Source organism: Nostoc sp. UHCC 0252 (assembly GCF_034931145.1).
In the GTDB taxonomy this organism is placed as follows: domain Bacteria; phylum Cyanobacteriota; class Cyanobacteriia; order Cyanobacteriales; family Nostocaceae; genus Nostoc.
Window position 1 is genome coordinate 18239 of record NZ_JAYGHE010000038.1, and the last position, 21357, is coordinate 39595.

A 21357-nucleotide genomic window follows, 5' to 3' on the forward strand; every position below is an offset into this window, starting at 1 on the left:
AACAAAGAACGAGGTGAAACAGTACAAGCACTGCATCACCTCTAGCTTATTGTCCCTATTGATTTGCTCTTTATCTAGAAACTCTATTTTGTTGCGGCTAATTGATCATAGTCAGCGCTCCTCTGCTACTCTTTTTGACATCATCAGCCAGCATAAGGTTATGCGCTGTAATATAATAATTAATCCAAACACGACTAAGAGGATGCTTTAAAAGTCCTCTTGTCGGTATCAAAAAGTTTTAGATCCTCCTTAAAAAGGAGGACTTTGATTTCGGTTCCCCCTTTTTTAAGGGTAGCCAGCGAGGTCTTAGGGTCTCCCCAAGTGGAGCGACTGGCGTGGGTTAGGGGGGATTAATAAGTGCCTAAAATCACAGCCAAATACTTTTAAAACAACCTCTAACAGAAATTCACTCAGCATTTGATGAATAATTAATCAGTGTTTTGTGTTTCTTCAGTTCGTAAAGAGCGAATTAATTCCCGAATTACATCGGTTGCGGGTCTACCAGTCGTTGAGCAGTATTTTTCCAACTTCTCTGCTTCACTTGATGTAAGATTGATTGTAAGTCGTTTAGCAGCCCATTTTTTATTCATAGTATTAGACAAGTTCGAATTTTTAAACTACTTCTCTAATATCAATCACTTAATCTGTTACTACATGGGTATTATCAATGACTTTTAATTCAAGAGATGATGAAGAAAACTAATACCTTTTCTAGAAAAAATAGCAAAGATGTAAAGTCTAGTTTAGAGTGTGAAGCTTAAGTTATTTAAAAGTAGTAACTATAAAGCCAGTATTAAGAAGGTATAAAATAACTACTTACAAGATAAGTACTCTCTAAAGTAAGTTTTTACTGTTTCTTAAAAAGTGTCGGCAGTCCTTTTATCTGCATCAGCAGGGAGCAGGAAAGTCTTACTGAGGTTCAGAAACTGGATCATTTATTTTTTGGAATACTCTAACGCAATTGAGCAAGCGATCGCAATTAAACTCCAAAACTAATTTTGGCTCAATTGCTGCCCCATTCCCAGCAATCTATCCTTGCTGCTTCCTCATACAAGGGAACGAGCATCATTGGTAATTGCAAATTTGTTTGACAACTCCCCAAATCGTTTTCTTTCGTCATTGGTTATATAACTGTATCAGAGTCAAAATACTATCTTTTCTGCCTTTCCAAAATTGTTGGGTAAGAGTTGAGAAACAGGGATCTGATTCCTATAAAAATACTCTACTGATTTATTTGCCTCAGTAGAGTATATAAATGTATATGTATTTTATGCCTCTAAATATCATCTTATTCAAGAGTACTTCTTTATACGACGGTGTAATTACTGGAAATTTTGAACGATAGACCACGATCGCCCTCTATTTACCGAAATTAGCGATTCTATAGGTTGTCAAAAATAAATTGTGAACTTAATCACCCAACGAAATGCAGACTATCGCTCTTTTATGACTCTAATGAAAGAAAAAAAATGTAAGTTGGGTTGAACTTTAGTGAAACCCAACAAAACCAAGGATTTTTCGTGTTGGGTTTCGTTCCTCAAACGCCACGTGCTTCTCCTGTCGGAGACGCTGCGCGAACAAATCGGGGAACCGCATAATATTAGCGCCTACCTATATATAGGTAAGCGCTATTGTTTTATTTCAATTCAGGGAGAAAATATAGTCAAATTAGTTCCCTGATTTTTACTATTAATTAATTCCAATTTAATTACATTACACAGCACTGCGGCGATTTAGCAAGTTCCACAAGAAAACTGCGACGATTGCACCAAGAACTGCTACTGCAATACCGGGAATGCTCAACGACGGAGCCGCTAGAGCTAAGGTTCCTGTACTGAAAAACACACCCAAGCTACCACCAATAAAAGCACCAATAATTCCTAATAAAATTGTTCCTAAAATTCCGCCGCCTTGATGACCGGGGTAGATAGCCTTTGCAATAGCACCAGCGATTAGACCTAAAACAATCCAAGCAAGAATATTCATTGTTTTAATTTGATAAACGTTTTTAACTGACAAATACACAATAGCAATCTAAACATTGACATTCAATCTATCAGTAGAATCAACTATTAATAGTCTTGAGGATGAATGCTGCTACTTCTTGTGACATATCCCTTGATTCCAACGGATAATTAATTAAAAAAAAGCTCCTAGCAGGTCTAAAACTAGGGGCTTATTAATTCTTTGCTTGATAGTTGCAGTATATATATTTCTAATGATTTATCTCATCTACTTTAAGAATTAAGCTCAAGTTTCAAAGCAGAATATTATTTGACAGGGTGGAGGGGCAAATGGCTTGTAGCTGCTTGGTGAGGTACAGATGATTTTAAGGACACAGCAATGCTGTGCCCCTAGCTGTGTACTTCATTTACCTGAAAAACGCTGTAGTTGGAGAAGCGATCGCTCTCTGGCATACCATTTGATTTATAACCAAAAATGTCGATAGTCCTCGACATACTGTCGCATCGTCAGTGGTGAACGATTGAGTAATTGCTCTGTATCAGATGTGATATCACCCGCCAATCCTAAACGAGCAGTTGTGTAGATTGCTAGCATCACTAAAATAAAGTCTATTGACAGACCCAATGAGTGCATCCGTCGAATAAACTTTAGCGCATTGGGATGATAGCGTACAGGTTTACCTAAAATAGATGTAAAAATATCTGCAACTTCGTAATAGGTTAAGGCTTCTCCACCAGTAAGTGCATAGGCGCGTGACTGATGCCCATCTTCAGTTAAAGTCCGAACTGCAACAGCAGCAATATCCCGCACATCAATGAAACTTGTTTTACCATTACCTGCTGGAAGAAGCAATTCACCATAAGTTTTGATGTCTTGTCGGTGTGTGGTGTGAAGATTTTGCATAAAAAAGCTGCACCTTAAAAAGGTGGCAGGTATACCCAATTGGTTAATATAGCGTTCAATTTTCGAGTGCGGTACAAAAGAGTTATGTTCGGCTCCAAGTAGTGAAAGAAACACGATATGCTCAATACCAGCAAATTTTGCTGCATTTAATGCTGGGACAATTTGTTTGCGAACATTAGCTAGAGCAGGCGGACGTACTAAAAAAAGCTTATTGACGTTTTCAAAAGCATTTACAAAGGTGTCAGGATTGGTAAAGTCAAAGGCTATACACTCCACATTGCTGCCTAACATCTGTTGAGCGTTCATTGGATTTCTAACCCCAGCGCAGATATGGCAATTTTGAGAGCGTAGCAAGCGAATCACTTCAGTTCCGACGTTACCTGTTGCACCTGTTACTAAAATTTTCAACATTATCGGTATTTCTTGTTACAGCATAACCCGTTATATAGCAATCCTAAATCATTCGTGAACAACGAGATCCCCGACTTCTCTAAGAAGTCGGGGATTTGAGTCTTGTGATTTTCACAAATAAAATAGGATTGCTATAGCTACTTTCTTGGCAGAATTTTCTAAGAGGTTATTTATAAAGTAAATATTAAGTAGGGTGCGTTACGCGCTGCTGAAACACTCCACTACTGTCGTGTCGAGGCTAAAATAGTGTATTAGAAAAAAGCACAAAGCATTAATTTATCTCAATTTTCTCAAAAATATATTGCATCATTTTAGCTTTGACACGCCACTACAAGACTACTTTGCTTTAGTATCATTTATGCTATGTCGACAACAGCAGTTTCTCAATTCGTTTCTTTCTTAGGCTTTATAATAAATAGTTAGTCTAAGTTTTTTACTTACATAGATAGATTTTGAATCGAGTGAGGTAAAACAGAATGTCTGAAACTATTACATGGCAAAGTCTCTGATGTACCTCATCCATATCGGAAGCTCTGTATTAGTTTTTCAATTTTTTGGAGGAGAGGAAAATGAAGAAGTTCACCTGTTTGATGATTGTTGGGGCAGTATTGTCGATTAGTGCGCCGGCCTTTGCTGAAAGTCGTGCGGTTAATATCAGTATTGGCAGTATTGGTGGTTCCTTAGATAATGCCGCTTTGCGAACAGTTCGGCGGGTTATCGGGTTTGCGATCGCTACTGGCACTGTCGATAAATTTATTGTATATAGTCCCAGGGACGGATCTCCTATTCCCATCGAAGGAGGTTTATCTGCTTGTGCTGAAGCCGGCTTCGGCATAAGCAAGACAAAATTTAATGCTTTTATCCAAGAGTTGCGTTCAATTAATCCTAAGAAAGGGACTTTCTATAATGTAGAACTTACTGCAAGCTGTAAACAGGAATGAGAATGTCGTTTGCACTCAAGGGTAGTAGATTCTCTCATTCGTATTAGGGATTTCCAAGAAATAAATTATCTAAATAAACCTCAACGCAAAGCGGCTTTCCGCAGGCTACCACAGAGACAAGGCAGCGCAGTCTTGGGGTTTCCCCCACGAGCGACTGCCGCCCAGAAAACACAGAGTGAAGAGGAATAGAGAGATTTTGCGATCTTCTGAGCAGAGTGAGCGCTGACTAATGCGTTCTAGCTGTGATATAATCTGCGATCGCCATTAGAGGTTGTGCCTTGGCTCCAAAATCAACAAGTTCAGCTTTGGCTAGGTCAATTAATTCTTGGCTCTTGCGTTTTGATTCCTCAATACCCCATAAACTGGGATACGTCACTTTCTGTGCCTTTTGGTCTTTGCCTGGGGTTTTACCAAGTTCTTCTTGTGTCCCAATTACATCCAAAATATCATCAACAATTTGAAAAGCTAGACCAATGTAGGAAGCATAGCAAGAAAGCTTTTGCAGAACTTCGTTGTCAGCTTTCGCTAGCATTGCACCTGAGAGAATAGAAGCTTCTAACATTGCTCCTGTTTTGTGAGCATGAATAAAGTTGAGAGTTTCGATTTCAATATTCTGCAATCCCTCAGATTGTAAATCAACAATTTGACCGCCAACTAGACCTGTTGCTGCTACTGCATGAGCCAACTTAGCAACAACCTGCAATAACTGCTGGGCAGCAACTCCTTTGGTTTGAACCACAAGAAACTCAAAGGCGTAGGCTAAAAGCGCATCACCAGCTAGAATGGCAATGTTTTCGCCATAAATTTTATGGTTAGTTAACTTGCCGCGTCGATAGTCATCATTATCCATTGTCGGTAAATCGTCATGGATCAAAGAAAAGGTGTGAATCATTTCCAGCGTACAAGCAGTAGGCATCGCCATCTCGACTGTGCCTCCAACCAGTTCACAACTGGCAAGACATAGAATCGAGCGTAGGCGCTTTCCTCCAGCCAACAGAGAATAGCGCATGGATTCGTAGAGTATTTCTGGATAGACTACAGTGATTGATTGTTCAAGGGCTGCTTCAACTTGCGATCGCCGTTCTGATAAATAAGCTTTCAGGTCAAAGCTAGTTTCTTTAACAGATGACCATTCAAAGACTTGAGTATTCACCATAAATAATTCATTTTTAAGATTACAGTACTACGCCTAATCGACAAAAGTTGGTTGGAGTATCAAACAACGCTCTACTTATTTCAAAGACAGCAATTTTTGACTATAAAAAAAGTCAGGTTTACCCTTCCCTCAGCGCCCAATTTCGACATCTTCCAGAATGCCAAGTGCATCGGGGATGAGTATAACTGCACTGTAGTAGGCGGTGACAAGATAAGAAGCGATCGCTTTTTCGTTGATACCCGAAAACCGCACAGACAAACTGGGTTGGTATTCATCAGGGATACCCGTTTTGTGTAAACCTATTACCCCTTGGTTTTCTTCTCCGGTTCGGAATATCAAAATAGAGCTAGTACCCTCTTTAGTGATCGGAATTTTGTTACAAGGAAAAATCGGATAGTTGCGCCATGCAGGTACAATCTTTCCATTGACCTCCGTGCTTGGGGAATAGATTCCACGGCGGTTACACTCCCGGTTAAAAGCAGCGATCGCGCGAGGGTGAGCTAGGAAAAAATGGGATTTGCGCCGCCGAGAAAGCAATTCATCAAAATCATCTGGAGTCGGTGGCCCGGTGCGGGTAAAGATGCGTTGCTTAAGATCGGCATTGTGCAACAACCCGAAATCACGATTATTCAGCATTTCGTATTCTTGCCGTTCTCGCAACGCTTCGATAGTCAGCCGTAATTGTTGCTCCGTCTGGTTCATGGGTTCGTTGTAGAGGTCAGCAACTCGCGTATTCACCCGTAAAATGGTTTGAGCGACGCTTAACTCATATTCCCGTGGACTCAAGTCGTAATCAACAAATGTCCTGGGTAACTCAGTTTCCTGACTATGACCTGCGTCCATAGCGATCGCCGCTTGATTATGCCGATCCTGGGGTTTGCTCAATACAGTTCTAAAGCGATCGACCTGAGTCTGCAACGCTTCAGACTGGTTCATCAACTCCCGAAACGCCTGTACTGGCAAAGACAAAACTATGCAGCGCGTAACAGCTTTCAGGCTAACCTCCCAAGTTTCCTGAGATAGAACTATAGCTTCGCCACCAAAACAATCGCCATCAGCTAAGATATCCCGTAAAGCTTCCGCCTCATATTTGCCTGCCTTCAGCTTATTAACCTTACCATGAGCAATTAATAATACCTGGTTAGCTGGTTGACCTTCCTGTACAATTACCTCACCTGGGGCAAATTCTTGTTGTACAAAGCGGTCTGCTAAAGCGTTGAGTACCTCAATATCTTCAAAACCACGTAGTAAAGATAGTTCACAAAGGGCTTGGGGAATGACCCGCACCTGGGCCCCTGTATTGGTAAAGCTGACCCGTCCGTTACCAACATCATAGGTCAAGCGACGATTCACCCGATAGGCTCCACCCTTAACTTGCACCCAAGGCAACATCTGTAACAACCACCTGGGCGTAATGCCTTGCATCTGGGGCGGAGTTTTCGTGGTTGTGGCTAATTTCCGCGCCCCTTTTGTGCTTAAGCTCATCTGGAGTTGCCTGTTTTCTTGGTCTAAATCAGGCCTAATCAAAGCATCTGTCATAAAGTTAACGTTTCATGCAACTAAATTTACATTCTTAAGAGAAAGCATCGGAGAGTAAGAGCGAACGAACGTTCGCCCTTACTTTGGAGAGGATATCCGACTACTTAGTACAGCATTTCATTAATTCGTAGCGAATTAAATTTGGCAATGCCAATGCATCGACTAACAATGCCAACGCATCGCTTTGCATCAAAAACGCTAAGTAACTACGCAAAATTAATTACAGTCATTGCGAGCGTTCGCGGAGCGTCTCGTAGAGAAGCGAAGCAATCCCAGCCCTTGCGATCGCTTCATTTCGCTTTGCTGCATTCGCAATGACATTGTGTAATTAATTATGTTTACCTACTTATGATTTTACGCAAAGCTGTATTTAGAGGCCAATTTCTACATCTTCAAGGATGCCTAGTGCATCAGGAACAAGAACGGCTGTAGAGTAGTAAGCACTAACTAGGTAAGAAATAACGGCCTTTTCGTTAATACCCATGAAGCGGACAGACAAACTAGGCTGATATTCATCAGGAATGCCAGTTTTATGCAGACCAATGACACCCTGGTTGCTTGCTCCCACACGCATTAACATGATCGAGCTAGTACGCTCTTTGGTAACGGGAATCTTATTGCAAGGATAGATGGGAATACCACGCCAAGACGGAATTGCACTGTTACCCATAGGGATAGGGTTAGGATAAAGTCCAAGGGCGTTGCATTGCCGACCAAACGCGGCAATGGTGCGGGGATGAGCTAAGAAAAAGCTTGGTTCTTTCCAAACAATGGAGATCAATTCATCAAGATCGTCAGGAGTTGGAGGGCCACTGCGGGTAAAGATGCGTTGTTTGAGATCGGCATTGTGTAACAGTCCGAAGTCACGATTGTTAACCATTTCGTGTTCTTGGCGTTCCCGTAATGCTTCAATGGTGAGGCGCAATTGTTCCTCAGTCTGATTCATGGGTTCGTTGTAGAGGTCAGCAACCCGCGTGTTGATTTGCAAAACGGTTTGAGCGACACTTAACTCATATTCTCGTGCATTGAGTTCATAATCTGCAAAAGTCCCAGGTAGTAATGCCTCTGCAAGGTGGCCGGAGGTAATATCAATCGAGGCTTCCCCGTATTGGTTTTGGGGTTGGCGCAATTTTTCCCTGAATTGATCCACTTGCGTTTGCAAAGCTTCAGACTGGTTGACCAGGTTTTGAAAAGCTGCTTGAGGCAGAGACAAGATGGTGCAACGGGTAATGGCTGTGAGAGTCACATCCCAAGTATCCTGGGATTCGACTAAAGCGTAATCACCAAAATGATCGCCATCGGCTAATACACTCAAAACAACGCGATCGTCATACTTGCCTGCGCCAATTTTGTTGACTTTACCATGAGCAATCAGCAATACTCTATCGGCTGCTTGACCTTCTTGGATGATCACATCACCCGCAGCAAATTCTTGTTGTACAAATTGACTAGCTAAGGTGTTTAACACCTGGACATCTTCAAATCCCCGAAATAAGGGTAGCTCAGTGAGTTCTTGCGGAATGACCTGTATCTGGGCCCCTGTATTAGAAAAGCTAACCCGTCCATCCCCAACCGTGTATGTTAAGCGGCGGTTGACCTGATAGCTACCACCCACGGTTTCTACCCAAGGCAGTAGTTTTAAGAGCCACCGTGAGGTAATTCCCTGCATCTGGGGTTGGGTTTTGGTGGTGCCTGCCAATTTCCGCGCCGCTTCGGTCTGCAAACTCATTGGCAGTTGCTCAATTAGATTTTCTAAGGGAGTGTTTGCTGTATTAGTCATGATGAATCTCCATTGGTAATGTTTGTTGACAAGTTATTTGATTAACCGGAATAGGGACTCAGATAGAGCTAACCTTTCCTTCCTAACAGCGTTCCGATTTTGGTCGCTGAAGTCCCTAACCCTGTCGGACTACTCAGTACGTTCTGCACTATTGGCTGAACATTGGTTTGAGTTGTTTTCTGACCAACACTTGGTCTAATCTGAGTCGCGGCAGTGCCTAATCCTGTGGGGCCTTGGAGTAAACGCTGTTCTGTCGAGTTATTCCGCAATTCAAATTCCTTATAGCGGTCTACTGCCCTATGCCATTTGAGTACGCCGCACATCCACTGTTCTAGTTTCTTGACGTAGCCGTACAGTTTCTTACGGGCACTGGTATCCAGGTTGAAATCGTCACACAATATAGGGAGTTCAGTTGCAACGATATGTTCAAACTGAAGGGCACGAGAGGTCATCAGGTCGTTAACAATGGTGACGGACTGGGGAATATTGCAGTTAAGGAAATTTTGAACCGCCAGTACACCGTTATTAATCTCGCCCTCAAATTCGATTTCTTTTTGGTAAGAAAAAATATCGTTCGTCAAACAGGCGAAATCGGCGGCTGAATTCTCGATATTCTGCATGGTTCGGGTGCGGAATATCTCTGATGGGATCTCATCCCCTTGAGAAAGTCGAGACAGGCTCATGGTTAGGTCAGAACCAAAAGTCTTACGGCGCATTTCCACATAGTCTATGGGGTCGGGAATGCGATTTTGGATTTGGTTAGCCAGTTCCCATAACCAACTTTCCGTCATATCCTCGATCGCACGACGGAACTGGCGACGAGCATTAGCTGTCATCGGCCCAGCCGTCCGCGCCCAAATATCCGCTAAACCCCGTTCGACTGGGTTCGTTGGTACGGGAATAGGACTCCCATCAAGGGGCATAAACGCTGATAGCCGAGCGTTGAAAACTTTTGCCCCTGCCATGTTGCGGCTATAGCCGTACAGTGCAGGGAAGTAGTCATCGGCATAAGTTCCCCAAACCAGCCAACAGGCTGTGATATTCAACTCAGGACTAGAACCATTGGGATGAATATAAGCACCGCATAAAGCTACGTCGGCCACATCGAATTTGTGGTCATCCCAGATGTAAATGCCCGGCATCCCTGGCAGTACATCCAGCATCCCCATTTGACGCGCCCATTCCTTAGAATGCCGCCGAGCCTCGTCTAAATGAGGATTCAAACTGGTGGAGAAGGGCATATAAAACTGCGGCAGAGTTACTGGCCCTACAGGCTGATGGAGGACATGAGTGAAGCTTTTGAACCGTTTCAGTCCCAAACTATCGGATAAAGCTCCTAGACGGGCCGCCGATGTGCCTAGTCCAGTGGGGCCGCCTAAAAACCAGCTTGCTGTCGAAGATTTGTCTGATGTCTGGTTCATGTAGCGGCTCGATCTCGTATGCCACTCATGACCCCCCGATTGCCAGTCCTGAAGTCCTTTAGCATATAGGACGACTTTCAGGCGCTCATCAGGAGTCAGACTATATTCCTCGAACAAAGAAGGAAGCTCGGTGACAAAGGTGTTCTCGAACTGTTGCACCCTAGATGTTAGTAAGTCGTTAGTGAGGTTAGCCGCCTCTTGGGTACTCACATCCAGGAATTGTTCTAAAACCAAGATACAGTTAGCATTTTCCCCTTCTTCTTCCACTTCTCTTTGGTAAGAGAAGATGTCATTTCGCAGATGTACCCCATCAGAAAAAGTGTCTTTGAGGACACGCATCGGTCGAGTCGGGGCGATCGCAGCCGGAATTTCTGCCCCAACCGCGTGTTCCACTAGGTTAGCCGACCAGGGCGCTCCCCCCACCTTACGGCGCATCTCGATGTACTCAATCGGGTTAGCAACTCGATTCTGGCTGATATTGGCGAGTTCCCACTGAGACTCTTTGAGAAGATTGATGGTACTCTCAGAAAACCGGATTACCCAGTCTTGGGAGGCATTGGGGATGGTGCGATCCCAGAGGTCTACTAGACCCCGTTCTACGGCATTGGTGGGTTCTGGCGGCGTTTCTTGGGGTTGGACAGGCATAAACGCTGGCAGTCCATCGAGGTACTTCTTAGCCCCAGCCATATCTTGGCTACGCTTGTAAAGCTCAAGGAAGTGATCGTCGAAGAAAAATACCCAAACATACCAGTCAGTTACCAGATTGAGCATGGGTTCGTCAGCATCTGGGTGGGTATAAGAACACAACAACGCATAGTCATGGGCATCAAACTTGCGCTCATCCCAAATCCCATAATCTTCTGAACCCTCTACTCCACCCAAAATCCCCATTTCATAAGCCCAGGTTTTAGAATGTACCCGTGCCGCTTCCAGGTTTGGGTTCAGCCGTGCCGGCCAAGGCACATAAAAACTCGGCAACTCAAAAGGTTGCTTGCTTGAAGTCATTGTCCATTTAAACCTATTAGTTTAAGCTCAGTGTCTTGATTGAAGTCGCCCTATAGTGTTTCTAGTTTACGTAAGTTATACTTGTAGGGGCACGGCACTGCCGCCCATACACCTAGCGATATAATGTTTTGCCGTCCCTGAGTGGGAACCGCTATCATTTGATATTCGCTGTTAATCTTGAGCAACTGAAATTATTTCTAGTAATCGAAAAAATTACAAGTTACTCTTGCCAAATATTTACTAAGCATTAAGTTACAGCTTATCAACAGCATTATCAAGAGTTTCTATAAAACGTCCTACTTTTCCCACTTTTCCCACTTTTCCACTTAACCAAATCAATACTTTTATAGCTAAGTATACGGATATTGTTTTGTTGATAAAAATACCAGATTCTATTAAGTAATTCTGTGGGAAAATTTATAGGTAAGTAACTACACAAAATTAATTACAGTCATTGCGAGCGTTCGCGGAGCGTCTCGTAGAGATAGCAATCGCAAGGGCTGGGATTGCTTCATTTCGCTTCGCTACATTCGCAATGACATTGTGTAATTAATTATGTTTAACTACTTATGTAAAAAACTGCCATTACTTTTTTTGTACCCAATCCCGAACTCAAAACTGTGGCAGCTACGGCAGCAAACCATATATAGGAATCTGACTTGATAAATGAAATTATTTGTGTAGGCAGGGAGTAGGGAGTAGTGAATTAACCTTTTCGAGATGTACGGAGTTTTTTTAGAAATCAAATAGGAGTCCTATAGGCTGGAATCTAACCATAATTAATTTTCTTTCTTCACTGTCAGTGCTACCTTGTTGCTATGCTTGAAGTGAACTTAGCAATATTAAGATCATTATTGATGTTAGGAGGCATCGGTGATGTCTACTCATCAAGACATACTATCACTTACGCAAAATCAACTGCTTGCCAAACTACTTCCTGATGAGCTAAAACGCTTGCATCCTCATCTGGAGAAAGTTTCACTTTCACAGGGACAGGTGATAATTGAGCCAAATGAGCCTATCCTATATGTCTATTTCCCCCTTAACTCATTGCTGTCTCTAGTGACGATAATGGAGGATGGGTCAACAGTCGAATCCGGCTGTGTCGGGCGTGAGGGAATGGCAGGTGTGCCAATTCTTTTGAATGTAAATACGACACCGATGCAGACATTGGCACAAATCCCAGGGCAAGCCGTGCGTATCAAAGCGGATATTATTAAAGAGGCGTTCGATACTGGCGGTTCGCTGCAAAAGCTTCTCTACCGTTATATACATACAGTTATGGTCTTAAGCTCACAAAGTACAGCCTGCAACCGGATTCATCATATAGAAGCAAGGTTGAGTCGCTGGTTGTTAATGAGCAGTGACGGTATAGGGTCAGATTCACTTCCCCTGACGCAAGAATTTTTGTCCACAATGCTTGGGGTGAGGCGTTCTGGAGTCAGCGAAACTGCTAGAAAACTTCAGAGCAAGGGCTTAATCTCTTACCAGCGCGGACACATCCAAATTTTTGACAGAAAGGGGTTGGAAACAAACGCCTGCGAATGTTACGGTATTGTCAAGGCAGAATACAAGCGCTTGTTTGGCTGAGGCTAAGTTTTAAAATTTGTGATTTTACCATAAAAGGTCTAAATATAATATTGAAAATTGCAAACATGAACTTTAGAGCGATCGCTCTGCTTCTATAATTGACAATGCAACAGAGATGTGATGATAGTTCGTTTCAATCACCTGCTACTGAAAATCCAAGGGCAATGAATTATGATTTATCCATAAATTATCAAAGCAATAAATTTTTATGGTCAATTCATATAAAGTGCCGAAATTACCACTACCAACGCCAATTTTAGGTTCAGAAGCTGGTTCTTTTGCTGAGTTCACAGTTACCCAAAGAATGCCTGCAATTGCCCGTCGAGTTATCGTTGAAAATAATTTTCCACCAGAAATTAATCTAAGATTAGAAAGGCTTGCGATAGAACTGCCAACAGGAACTTTACCACCTCTGCTGAATGAAAAATGTGAAGATTTTCCAGCTTGGGATATATATCTAGAATCTTACAAGAATCAGCGTTGGATAGACGTTCCTTGGTTCTTTGCAGAAACTTATTTTTATCGATTAATTCTAGAGATTACTCATTACTTCCATCCTGGTGTATGGCAAGCTATTGATCCATTTCAATTGCAAAAATCTCAGGGTTTAGAAGCATCTCTTGACTCAACTATTCTTCTATGTACTCAGTTGAAGAAATGGTTAGAAGATTCTGAAATTGATTCTTCACCAAACAAAACAGCTTTAATTGCACTATTATATTTTGCTTTATGGGGAAATCGAGTGGACTTGAGTTTGTGGTCAGCATTCGAGGATGACCGGAGCAGTTTTGATATTCAAAATCAACTAGCTCACATTTTAGTAAATGATGCTGAACAAATTAGTGAATTATTAACTATTTCTCAAGGAGGTCGCATTGATTTTGTTATGGACAATGCTGGTTTTGAACTTGTCTGTGACTTATGTTTAGTAGATTTTTTATTAAGTAGCAAACTGGTTAATCAAGTTTACTTACATCTAAAACCCCATCCGACTTTCGTTTCTGATGCCATGATTAAGGATGTACATGATACAACAAGTTTTTTAGCCGCTACTAGTCATCAACAAGTGACATCTTTTGCCCAAAGGTTGGAGGAGCATATTGCATCAGGGCGTTTAGCTTTGTCTGAAGATTATTTCTGGACATCACCTTTAGCATTTTGGGAAATACCAAGCTCTGTTAATGATGAATTAGCTAATGCCAGTTTAATTATAGTCAAAGGAGATGCTAATTATCGTCGGTTATTAGGCGATCGCCATTGGAATATTACTACCAGCTTTGCAGATATAGTTTGCTACTTGCCTGTACCAATAGGCGCATTACGCACTCTGAAGTCGGAAGTAGCAGTAGGTTTAAAATCAGAGATTGTTGAGAAAGTAGCAAAATCTGACCATTCTTGGTTGACTAATGGGCAATGGGGTGTGATTCAGTTCGCGCACTGTGTACCTGAAAACTGATATGGGTTTTATTGATGTACAACGTCAGTTGTACATCAATAAAACCTCTTCACCTGTTGGGACAACCTGGCATATTATCTCCAATCAGCAACCGTGCTAGGCTAGGTAATGCTTCGCCATAAGTGGGATGGATATGAACCGATCGCTCTAACAACTGCCAGGTTGCTCCCGCTTCTATCAAATCCAGAAAAACATGCACCACTTCAGCCGTTTCGTACCCCACCAGGGTGGCTCCTAAGATTTTGTCTGTGTCGCTGTCGATCACCATACGGTAAAATCCCAAGTCATGCCCCCACTCGATTGCACGAGCAATTTGGCTCATGGGTAAGGTGACAGCACGCGCGTTGATGCCCTGCTTCTGAGCCTGTTCTAAGGTCATCCCCACTCGCCCAACTTGAGGTTCTGTGTACATAGCATAGCCAAGAACGCGATCGCTGCGCGTCCGGCTTTCTCCACACAAAATTGCTTTCAAACGGCGATAGTCTTCCCAGGAAACGTGGGTAAACGCAGGCTGTTTGGCAACATCTCCGATGGCATAAACTCCAGAACAGGTTGTGTGGAACTGGTCGTTAATTTTGATAAATCCCTGATCGTCTAGCTCAATTCCACTCTTGGCTGCATTTAATGCAGATGTATTTGGTTTGCGTCCAACTACAACCAACAACGCCTCTGCTTGGAGTTGCTCACCACTGCTCAATGTCAGGTTAAAGATATCATTTTCGTGTGCGACCTGATTTACATTCACCCCAAAGTGAAGCCCAATCCCATCCTGCTTTAATGCTTCTGCTAAGACCTTGCTGACATCAGCCTCTTCCCGATTGAGGACGCGATCGCCCCGTACAATTAAGCGGGTCTGACTGCCCAAACGCGCCAATCCCTGCCCCAGTTCCAATCCAATATAGCCAGCTCCAATTACCAGTAACCGGGGTGGTAATGTTTTTAAGTCAAAGAAGTTGCGATTGGTCAGGTAAGGAGTCCCTGCAAGGCCCGGAATCTCAGGAATCAGCGATGACGTACCAGTGTTGACGATAACTATTGGAGCCTGAACAGTGACATCGCCACCTCTGACGGTACGTTCACCAACGAAAGAAGCTTCAGCGCAGACGATTTCAACGCCTGCATCATCCAATCGCTTTTGAATTCCCTGGTTAAAGCTGCTACGGATTCCCCGAACTCGCTCCATGACGGCGGGAAAATCAACCTTAACTTCCACCTCGATGCCTAATTTCTTGGACTGACGGGCACGCCCTGCTGCATGAGCTGCTGCCAAGAATGCTTTAGAAGGAGTGCAACCATAATTGATACAACTGCCGCCCAAAGCATCCCGCTCAAACAAAACTACTTTGCGACCCGATGAAGCAAAATCAGTTGCCAGTGGAATGCCCCCTTGACCACTGCCAATCACAATCATGTCTGCTGTTTCCATCGTGTTGGACTCCTTGACGATAGTTTGCTTTCATAAGATTCTCATACTCTAGGTGAAAGATTTTTCACGCACGCATTATTGTATGTTTAATTTTTTTGTCGTTGAATGCTTTCAAATACCTATTTGATCGTGAACTAAGAGAGCGATCGCCTATTGAAGAGTTAACTTGACTTGAATTTTGGGAATTATCATAGGAACCGCCAAAACCCATTATAAAAAAACATTCAGGCAAGTAATAGTGTTTAAATTAATTGCTCGTATCCTAGATTATAATATTGCCAGTTTAATTTATGAAGCTGCTGCCACAGTAATTTATCGAGCATACTCCAAGGCTAACGGAGACTCTGTTGTAATCAAACTGCTCAAAGCAGATTATCCTACTGTCAAAGAGATTGCTCAGATTAAGCACGAATACGAAATTATCCAAAACCTGAATATTGCAGGTGTAATCAAAACCCATAAATTAATCAACTATGACAATGGCTATAGTAATGGTATAGCAATGGTTTTAGAAGATTTTGGCGGAGAATCCTTAAAACATCAGATATCTGCTACAGGGTTTGAACTTACAAAATTTTTCAACATTGCCATTCAAATTACTGAAACATTAGGAGAGTTACATAGTCGCCACATTATCCATAAGGATATTAAGCCTGAAAACATTCTTTATAACCCCAATACCGAAAAAATAAAACTGATTGACTTTAGCATTGCTTCGCTGCTGTCAAAAGAAAGCCCAGAAATTAGTAGCCTTAATCTGCTAGAAGGAACGCTGGCTTATATGTCGCCGGAGCAAACCGGACGTATCAACCGAACTTTAGATTATCGTACAGATTTTTACTCATTAGGCGTGAGTTTTTACGAAATGCTGACGGGTCGGCTCCCTTTTCACAATGCTCAAGACCCAATGGAGTTGGTACATTGTCACATTGCAAAAATTCCAGTGGCTCCTCACGAGATTAATCCTAATGTACCATTGGGAATCTCTGCGATCGCCATGAAACTCCTGAGCAAAACTGCCGAAGAACGCTACCAAAGTGCTTACGGGTTAAAAGCTGACCTAGAACAAGCAATGCTCCAACTGCAAACAAAAGGAAATATTGAACTTTTTAACTTAGGTCAGCAGGATTTTTCGCATCAATTTCAAATAGCTCAAAAACTTTATGGTCGGGAAGCAGAAGTGGCAACTCTAATGGCTGCTTTCGATAAAGTTAGCCTCGGTTCGAGTGAAGTTGTGTTAGTGGGGGGATACTCAGGTATCGGTAAATCTTCACTGGTTAACGAAGTTCATAAACCGATTGTGCGGCAACGAGGTTACTTTATTGGTGGGAAATTTGACCAACTCAAACGAGATATTCCTTATGCTTCTTTGATTCAGGCATTTCGAGAATTGATGCGGCAACTGTTAGCTGAAAGCCAAACCAGAGTTGAAGTTTGGAAAAATAAATTGCTACAAGTATTGGGAGTTAACGGTCAGGTAATTATTGATGTTATCCCTGAAGTAGAACTGATTATCGGGCAGCAACCGCCTGTCCCGCAGTTGGGGGTTGCTGAGTCTCAAAACCGTTTTAATCGAGTGTTTAAGCAATTTATCCATGCCTTTACTGCTGCGGCTCATCCCTTAGTACTGTTTTTAGATGACCTGCAATGGGCAGATGCTGCCTCTTTGAAGCTGGTCGAAAATTTGATGAGTGACCCAGAAAGCCAGTATTTATTGATGATTGGAGCTTACCGAGATAACGAAGTTAATCCCACTCATCCGCTAATACTAATGTTAGAGGCAATTCAAGCATCTGGGGCAATCGTTGAAGAGTTGTTTTTGAAGCCATTAGCAGCGCCTCATATTACTCAACTACTTATTGACACGTTGAATTGTGAATCATCTCAGGCAGAACCTTTGGCTGATTTGCTGCTTCAAAAAACCCAAGGTAATCCCTTTTTCTTGACTCAGTTACTCAAAGTATTACATCAAGATAATCTCTTAACCTTTGATTATCGTTCAGGTTCCTGGCAGTGGGATCTCAACAAACAGCCCTGACCGATAATGTAGTCGATTTAATGGTGAATAAAATTCAGAGATTGTCAAAAGAAACGCAGCAAGTTTTACAATTAGCTGCTTGTGTTGGCAACCGTTTCAATCTAGAAATTCTAGCGCTAGTAAACGAAAAATCTGCATCAGAAACAGCAGTAGATTTATGGTCAGCTTTGCGAGCGGGATTGATTCTTCCTTTGAGCGATTCTTATAAAATTCCTCAGTTGTTAAACCAGTCGGAATTGGCAACATACTGCGATACGGCGCTAAAAGTTGACTATAAATTTTTGCACGATCGCGTTCAGCAAGCTGCCTATTCTCTAATTCCAACCAATCAACTACAACAAGTACACTTGAAAGTTGGAAAATTGCTATTACATAATACTGACAAAGCCCAAGTTGAGGAGCATCTTTTTGATATTGTCAACCATCTCAATGCTGGAAATTCATTGATTGTTGAAACCGCAGAAAGATACGAACTGGCAGAATTAAATTTGAAAGCAGGTCAGCGAGCAAAATCATCTTCGGCGTTTGTAACTGCACTAAAATTGCTGGGAACAGGGATGAGCTATCTCCCTAAGAATAGCTGGCAAGAGAAATATTTACTCACATTAGCTTTGTATTTACAAGCTGGAGAAGCAGAATTTTTAAATGGTAAATATGAGGAAGCCTTGTTAATTTTTGAGCAGACTTTCAGCCAGGTTAAAACAACTCTTGATATGTGTCGAGTCAATGAATATCGGATTATGTGTTATCGCATGGAGAATGATTTAAACTCCGCATATAAAATTGGGTTAAATACCTTAGAGCTTTTAGGCTTTGAGTTTGCAGCTTATCCCGATGATGCATATCTGTTAGAAAAACTTAATTATACCAAAGAAGTTATTGGCGATCGCTCAATTTTTAGTCTCGCAGAACTACCACTTATGCAAGACGAAGAGAAGTTAATGGCGCAACGCATCTTAAAAGAAGTCTGGCCTATCGCCTACTTTTTAGGTTCTAAAGCGTTGCACATTACATCGATGAACATAACTCAACTTTCAGTTCAGTATGGCAACTCACCGATTTCGGTATTTGGTTACATGCTGTATTCTTTCAACTTAGTATTTCAATATGGTGAGGTAGATTCAGGTTATGAGTTTGGGCAGCTTTCTCTTCGACTCCATGAAATTATGAGAACGAAGGAATTAGAAGCTAATATTTTAAATATGTGGGGAGGTTTAATATGTCACTATAAAGACCATATTAGCGAGGCTAAACCTTATTTATTGAAGGGATTTAATAGTGGTTTAGAAACAGGTTCTTATCAATGGTCTGGTTATTGTTCAGTTAATTTTTTATGGCAGTGTTTATTTGGGAATGAATCTTTAGAAAAAACCGCAGAAGTAGCCGATGATTTTATTCCGACTCTCCGCAAGATTGACAAAAATATGTTGAATTATCATTTGCTAGCTAGGGAAGCGATCGCTAACCTGACTAAGCCAACAGAGAAGATTGACCAACTTGTTGGAACTTGGGCAGACGAACGGCAAGTGCTAGAGTTTGCACTGGCATCTTCGGATATGTTAAGCGCATTTGTAGTTTACATCTATAAACTCGCACTCTGTAACTGGTATGGAGAATTTATCAAAGCTGTTGAGTATGCAGACAATGCAGAAAAATTTGTTGGGGGAGCGCGAGGAATTTTTATTAATCCTGTTTTCTATTTTCACCAAAGTATTGCCTTAGCAGGGGCTTATGCGGAGGCAGATACAGAAACTCAAGTGATTTATCTAGATAAACTAAATGTCAACTTAGAAAAATTCCAGAAATGGGCAATGCACTGCCCAAGCAATTATCAAGACAAGTTCCTACTGATTCAAGCTGAAATTGCTCGGATTCACCAACAAGATTATCAGGCAATGGAACTTTATGATAAGGCGATCGCTTCTGCTGCCGAAAACGGTTATTTACAAAATGAAGCCTTGGCAAACGAACTTGCATTTCGATTTTACTTAGCCAAGGATAGGAAAAACTTTGCCAAAATTTATTTAAAAGAAGCCCGCTATGGCTATTTAAAGTGGCAAGCTACGGCTAAAGTTCGACAACTGGACGAACAATATTCCCAAATTTTTAGAGATACAGTCGAGCGGCGTATGGCTACAAAGCCGATTCAGGACATTTCTGAAGCTAAAACCCAAACTCTAGATATTAGCACAGCGATTAAAGCATCCCAAGCACTCTCAAGCGAGATGGAGTTAAATCCTCTGCTGGAGAAGATGATGACGATCGCGATCGAGAATGCTGGGGCCCAAATGGGTTATCTACTTGTAAAACGAGAGAACCAGTGGGTGATTGAAGCCGAAGGAAGCATTGATCGAGGTGAAGTGACAGTGCGATCGTCTAGTCTGTTTCAAGTAAAGCATAAATTGCCAGTTTTGCTGATTAACTATGTTGAAAGAACAAAAGAAAATTTGGTTTTAGACGATGCTAGCCACACAGAGCGTTTTGTGAGTGACAACTATATTGTTGCCAATCAACCCAAATCAATTTTGTGTTTGCCTTTCTCTCATCAGGGTAAGCTAACTGGAGTTCTTTACCTGGAAAATAACCTCACTACCGGAGTCTTTACCGCAGAGCGGCTAGAGGTACTAAACTTATTGACTTCGCAAGTTTCCATCTCTATAGAAAATGCTCGGCTTTACACAAATTTGCACATCTACTCTCAGGAGTTAGAAATTTCGGAAACACAAGCGCGTGAGAAAGCAAGGCAGCTAGAGCAGACGCTTGATGAATTGAAGCTCACCCAGTCTCAGATTGTGCAAAGCGAAAAAATGTCTAGCTTGGGGCAGTTGGTGGCAGGCATTGCTCACGAAATCAATAACCCAGTCAGCTTTATCTATGGCAACCTTACTCACGTCAATAATTATATTAAAGACTTGATGGATGTAGTACAACTTTATCAGCAGCAAAATCAGAATTTACCAGCTAAAGTTCAGGATGAAATAGATGCGGTTGACTTAGATTTTTTGATGGAAGACCTACCTAAATTGTTGACTTCAATGAAAGTGGGAACCGATCGCATTCGCCAGATTGTATTATCTTTACGAAACTTTTCCCGTCTAGATGAAGCTGAAGTCAAAGCCGTTGATATTCATGAGGGCATTGATAGCACCCTGATGATTATGCAAAATCGGCTTAAACCCGAACCAGACTCTCCAGGAATTCAGATAATCCAGGAGTACGGCAATCTGCCACCCGTAGAGTGCCACCCTGGGCAACTGAATCAAGTATTTATGAATCTAATCGCAAATGCCATTGACTCTTTAGAAGAATTTAACAAACATCGGACTTATGCCGATATCGCCCGTCAGCCAAGTATCATTACAATTCGTACTACTGTTGAAGGCGATTTTGCTGTCATTCGCATTGCTGACAACGGTTCTGGGATCTCTGAAAATATCCAGCAGCAAGTCTTTGCACCCTTTTTTACTACAAAACCTGTCGGGAAAGGAAGTGGTTTAGGGCTATCTATTAGTTACCAGATTATAACTAGTAAGCATCAAGGACAGTTAAAATGTGTATCGGTTTTAGGACAAGGGGCTGAATTTATTATCTCTATCCCCCTTCAGGCAAAACTAGAAGCAATAAGTGTCTAATCTTGACATTAGAAATCAGTGGTTTTTTGTTAGCCGTTACCCAAGCTGTAGCTAGTGGCGATCGGGTAACGCTTGTTGGGTTGGGGTCATTCGA

Annotated in this window: 13 protein-coding genes; 5 read left to right on the top strand and 8 right to left on the bottom strand. The window is 42.1% G+C overall.

What is annotated here, in order from left to right:
- Positions 1–428: 428 nt before the first annotated feature.
- The 3 genes from VB732_RS20485 to VB732_RS20495 all read right to left on the bottom strand — a co-directional run bounded on the left by VB732_RS20485 (position 429) and on the right by VB732_RS20495 (position 3279).
- On the bottom strand, positions 429–590 hold the full coding sequence (locus VB732_RS20485; RefSeq protein WP_323232743.1) for a ribbon-helix-helix protein, CopG family: 162 nt from the start codon (positions 588–590) through the stop codon (positions 429–431).
- Between the two features lie 1123 nt (positions 591–1713).
- A complete protein-coding gene (locus VB732_RS20490; protein WP_323232744.1) occupies positions 1714–1986 on the bottom strand; it encodes a GlsB/YeaQ/YmgE family stress response membrane protein in 273 nt (90 codons plus the stop codon).
- Between the two features lie 441 nt (positions 1987–2427).
- Positions 2428–3279, bottom strand: coding sequence for an SDR family oxidoreductase (locus VB732_RS20495; RefSeq protein WP_323232745.1), 852 nt, complete (start codon positions 3277–3279; stop codon positions 2428–2430).
- A 569-nt stretch (positions 3280–3848) separates the two neighbouring features.
- On the opposite strand from VB732_RS20495, the gene VB732_RS20500 reads away from it, so the two are divergent.
- Positions 3849–4220, top strand: a complete 372-nt coding sequence (locus VB732_RS20500; RefSeq protein ID WP_323232746.1) for a hypothetical protein — start codon at positions 3849–3851, stop codon at positions 4218–4220.
- A 226-nt stretch (positions 4221–4446) separates the two neighbouring features.
- Here the strand turns inward: VB732_RS20500 and crtE are convergent, their stop codons facing one another.
- From crtE to VB732_RS20520, 4 genes are all read right to left on the bottom strand, one after another.
- Entirely contained in the window at positions 4447–5376 is a 930-nt protein-coding gene (gene crtE, locus VB732_RS20505; protein WP_323232747.1) for a geranylgeranyl diphosphate synthase CrtE, read from the bottom strand.
- Between the two features lie 129 nt (positions 5377–5505).
- Positions 5506–6915: a family 2B encapsulin nanocompartment shell protein gene (locus tag VB732_RS20510; protein WP_323232748.1), complete on the bottom strand. Its 1410-nt coding sequence runs from the start codon at positions 6913–6915 to the stop codon at positions 5506–5508.
- 370 nt (positions 6916–7285) lie between these two features.
- On the bottom strand, positions 7286–8695 hold the full coding sequence (locus VB732_RS20515) for a family 2B encapsulin nanocompartment shell protein (RefSeq protein WP_323232749.1): 1410 nt from the start codon (positions 8693–8695) through the stop codon (positions 7286–7288).
- A gap of 68 nt (positions 8696–8763) precedes the next feature.
- Positions 8764–11121, bottom strand: a complete 2358-nt coding sequence (locus tag VB732_RS20520) for a family 2 encapsulin nanocompartment cargo protein terpene cyclase (RefSeq protein ID WP_323232750.1) — start codon at positions 11119–11121, stop codon at positions 8764–8766.
- 876 nt (positions 11122–11997) lie between these two features.
- Between VB732_RS20520 and VB732_RS20525 the strand changes: the two genes are divergently transcribed.
- Positions 11998–12711, top strand: a complete 714-nt coding sequence (locus VB732_RS20525) for a Crp/Fnr family transcriptional regulator (protein ID WP_323232751.1) — start codon at positions 11998–12000, stop codon at positions 12709–12711.
- 208 nt (positions 12712–12919) lie between these two features.
- On the top strand, positions 12920–14167 hold the full coding sequence (locus VB732_RS20530) for a damage-control phosphatase ARMT1 family protein (RefSeq protein WP_323232752.1): 1248 nt from the start codon (positions 12920–12922) through the stop codon (positions 14165–14167).
- A 49-nt stretch (positions 14168–14216) separates the two neighbouring features.
- Here the strand turns inward: VB732_RS20530 and VB732_RS20535 are convergent, their stop codons facing one another.
- Complete coding sequence (locus VB732_RS20535; protein WP_323232753.1) at positions 14217–15593, bottom strand: dihydrolipoyl dehydrogenase family protein; 1377 nt, start codon at positions 15591–15593, stop codon at positions 14217–14219.
- Positions 15594–15831: 238 nt separating this feature from the next.
- Here VB732_RS20535 and VB732_RS20540 point away from each other — a divergent pair, with 238 nt between their 5' ends.
- Together VB732_RS20540 and VB732_RS20545 are read left to right on the top strand one after the other, a co-directional pair.
- Entirely contained in the window at positions 15832–17631 is a 1800-nt protein-coding gene (locus VB732_RS20540) for an ATP-binding protein (protein WP_323232754.1), read from the top strand.
- A complete protein-coding gene (locus tag VB732_RS20545) occupies positions 17607–21263 on the top strand; it encodes an ATP-binding protein (RefSeq protein WP_323232755.1) in 3657 nt (1218 codons plus the stop codon). Before VB732_RS20540 ends, VB732_RS20545 begins: the two co-directional genes overlap by 25 nt.
- Positions 21264–21357: the final 94 nt, after the last annotated feature.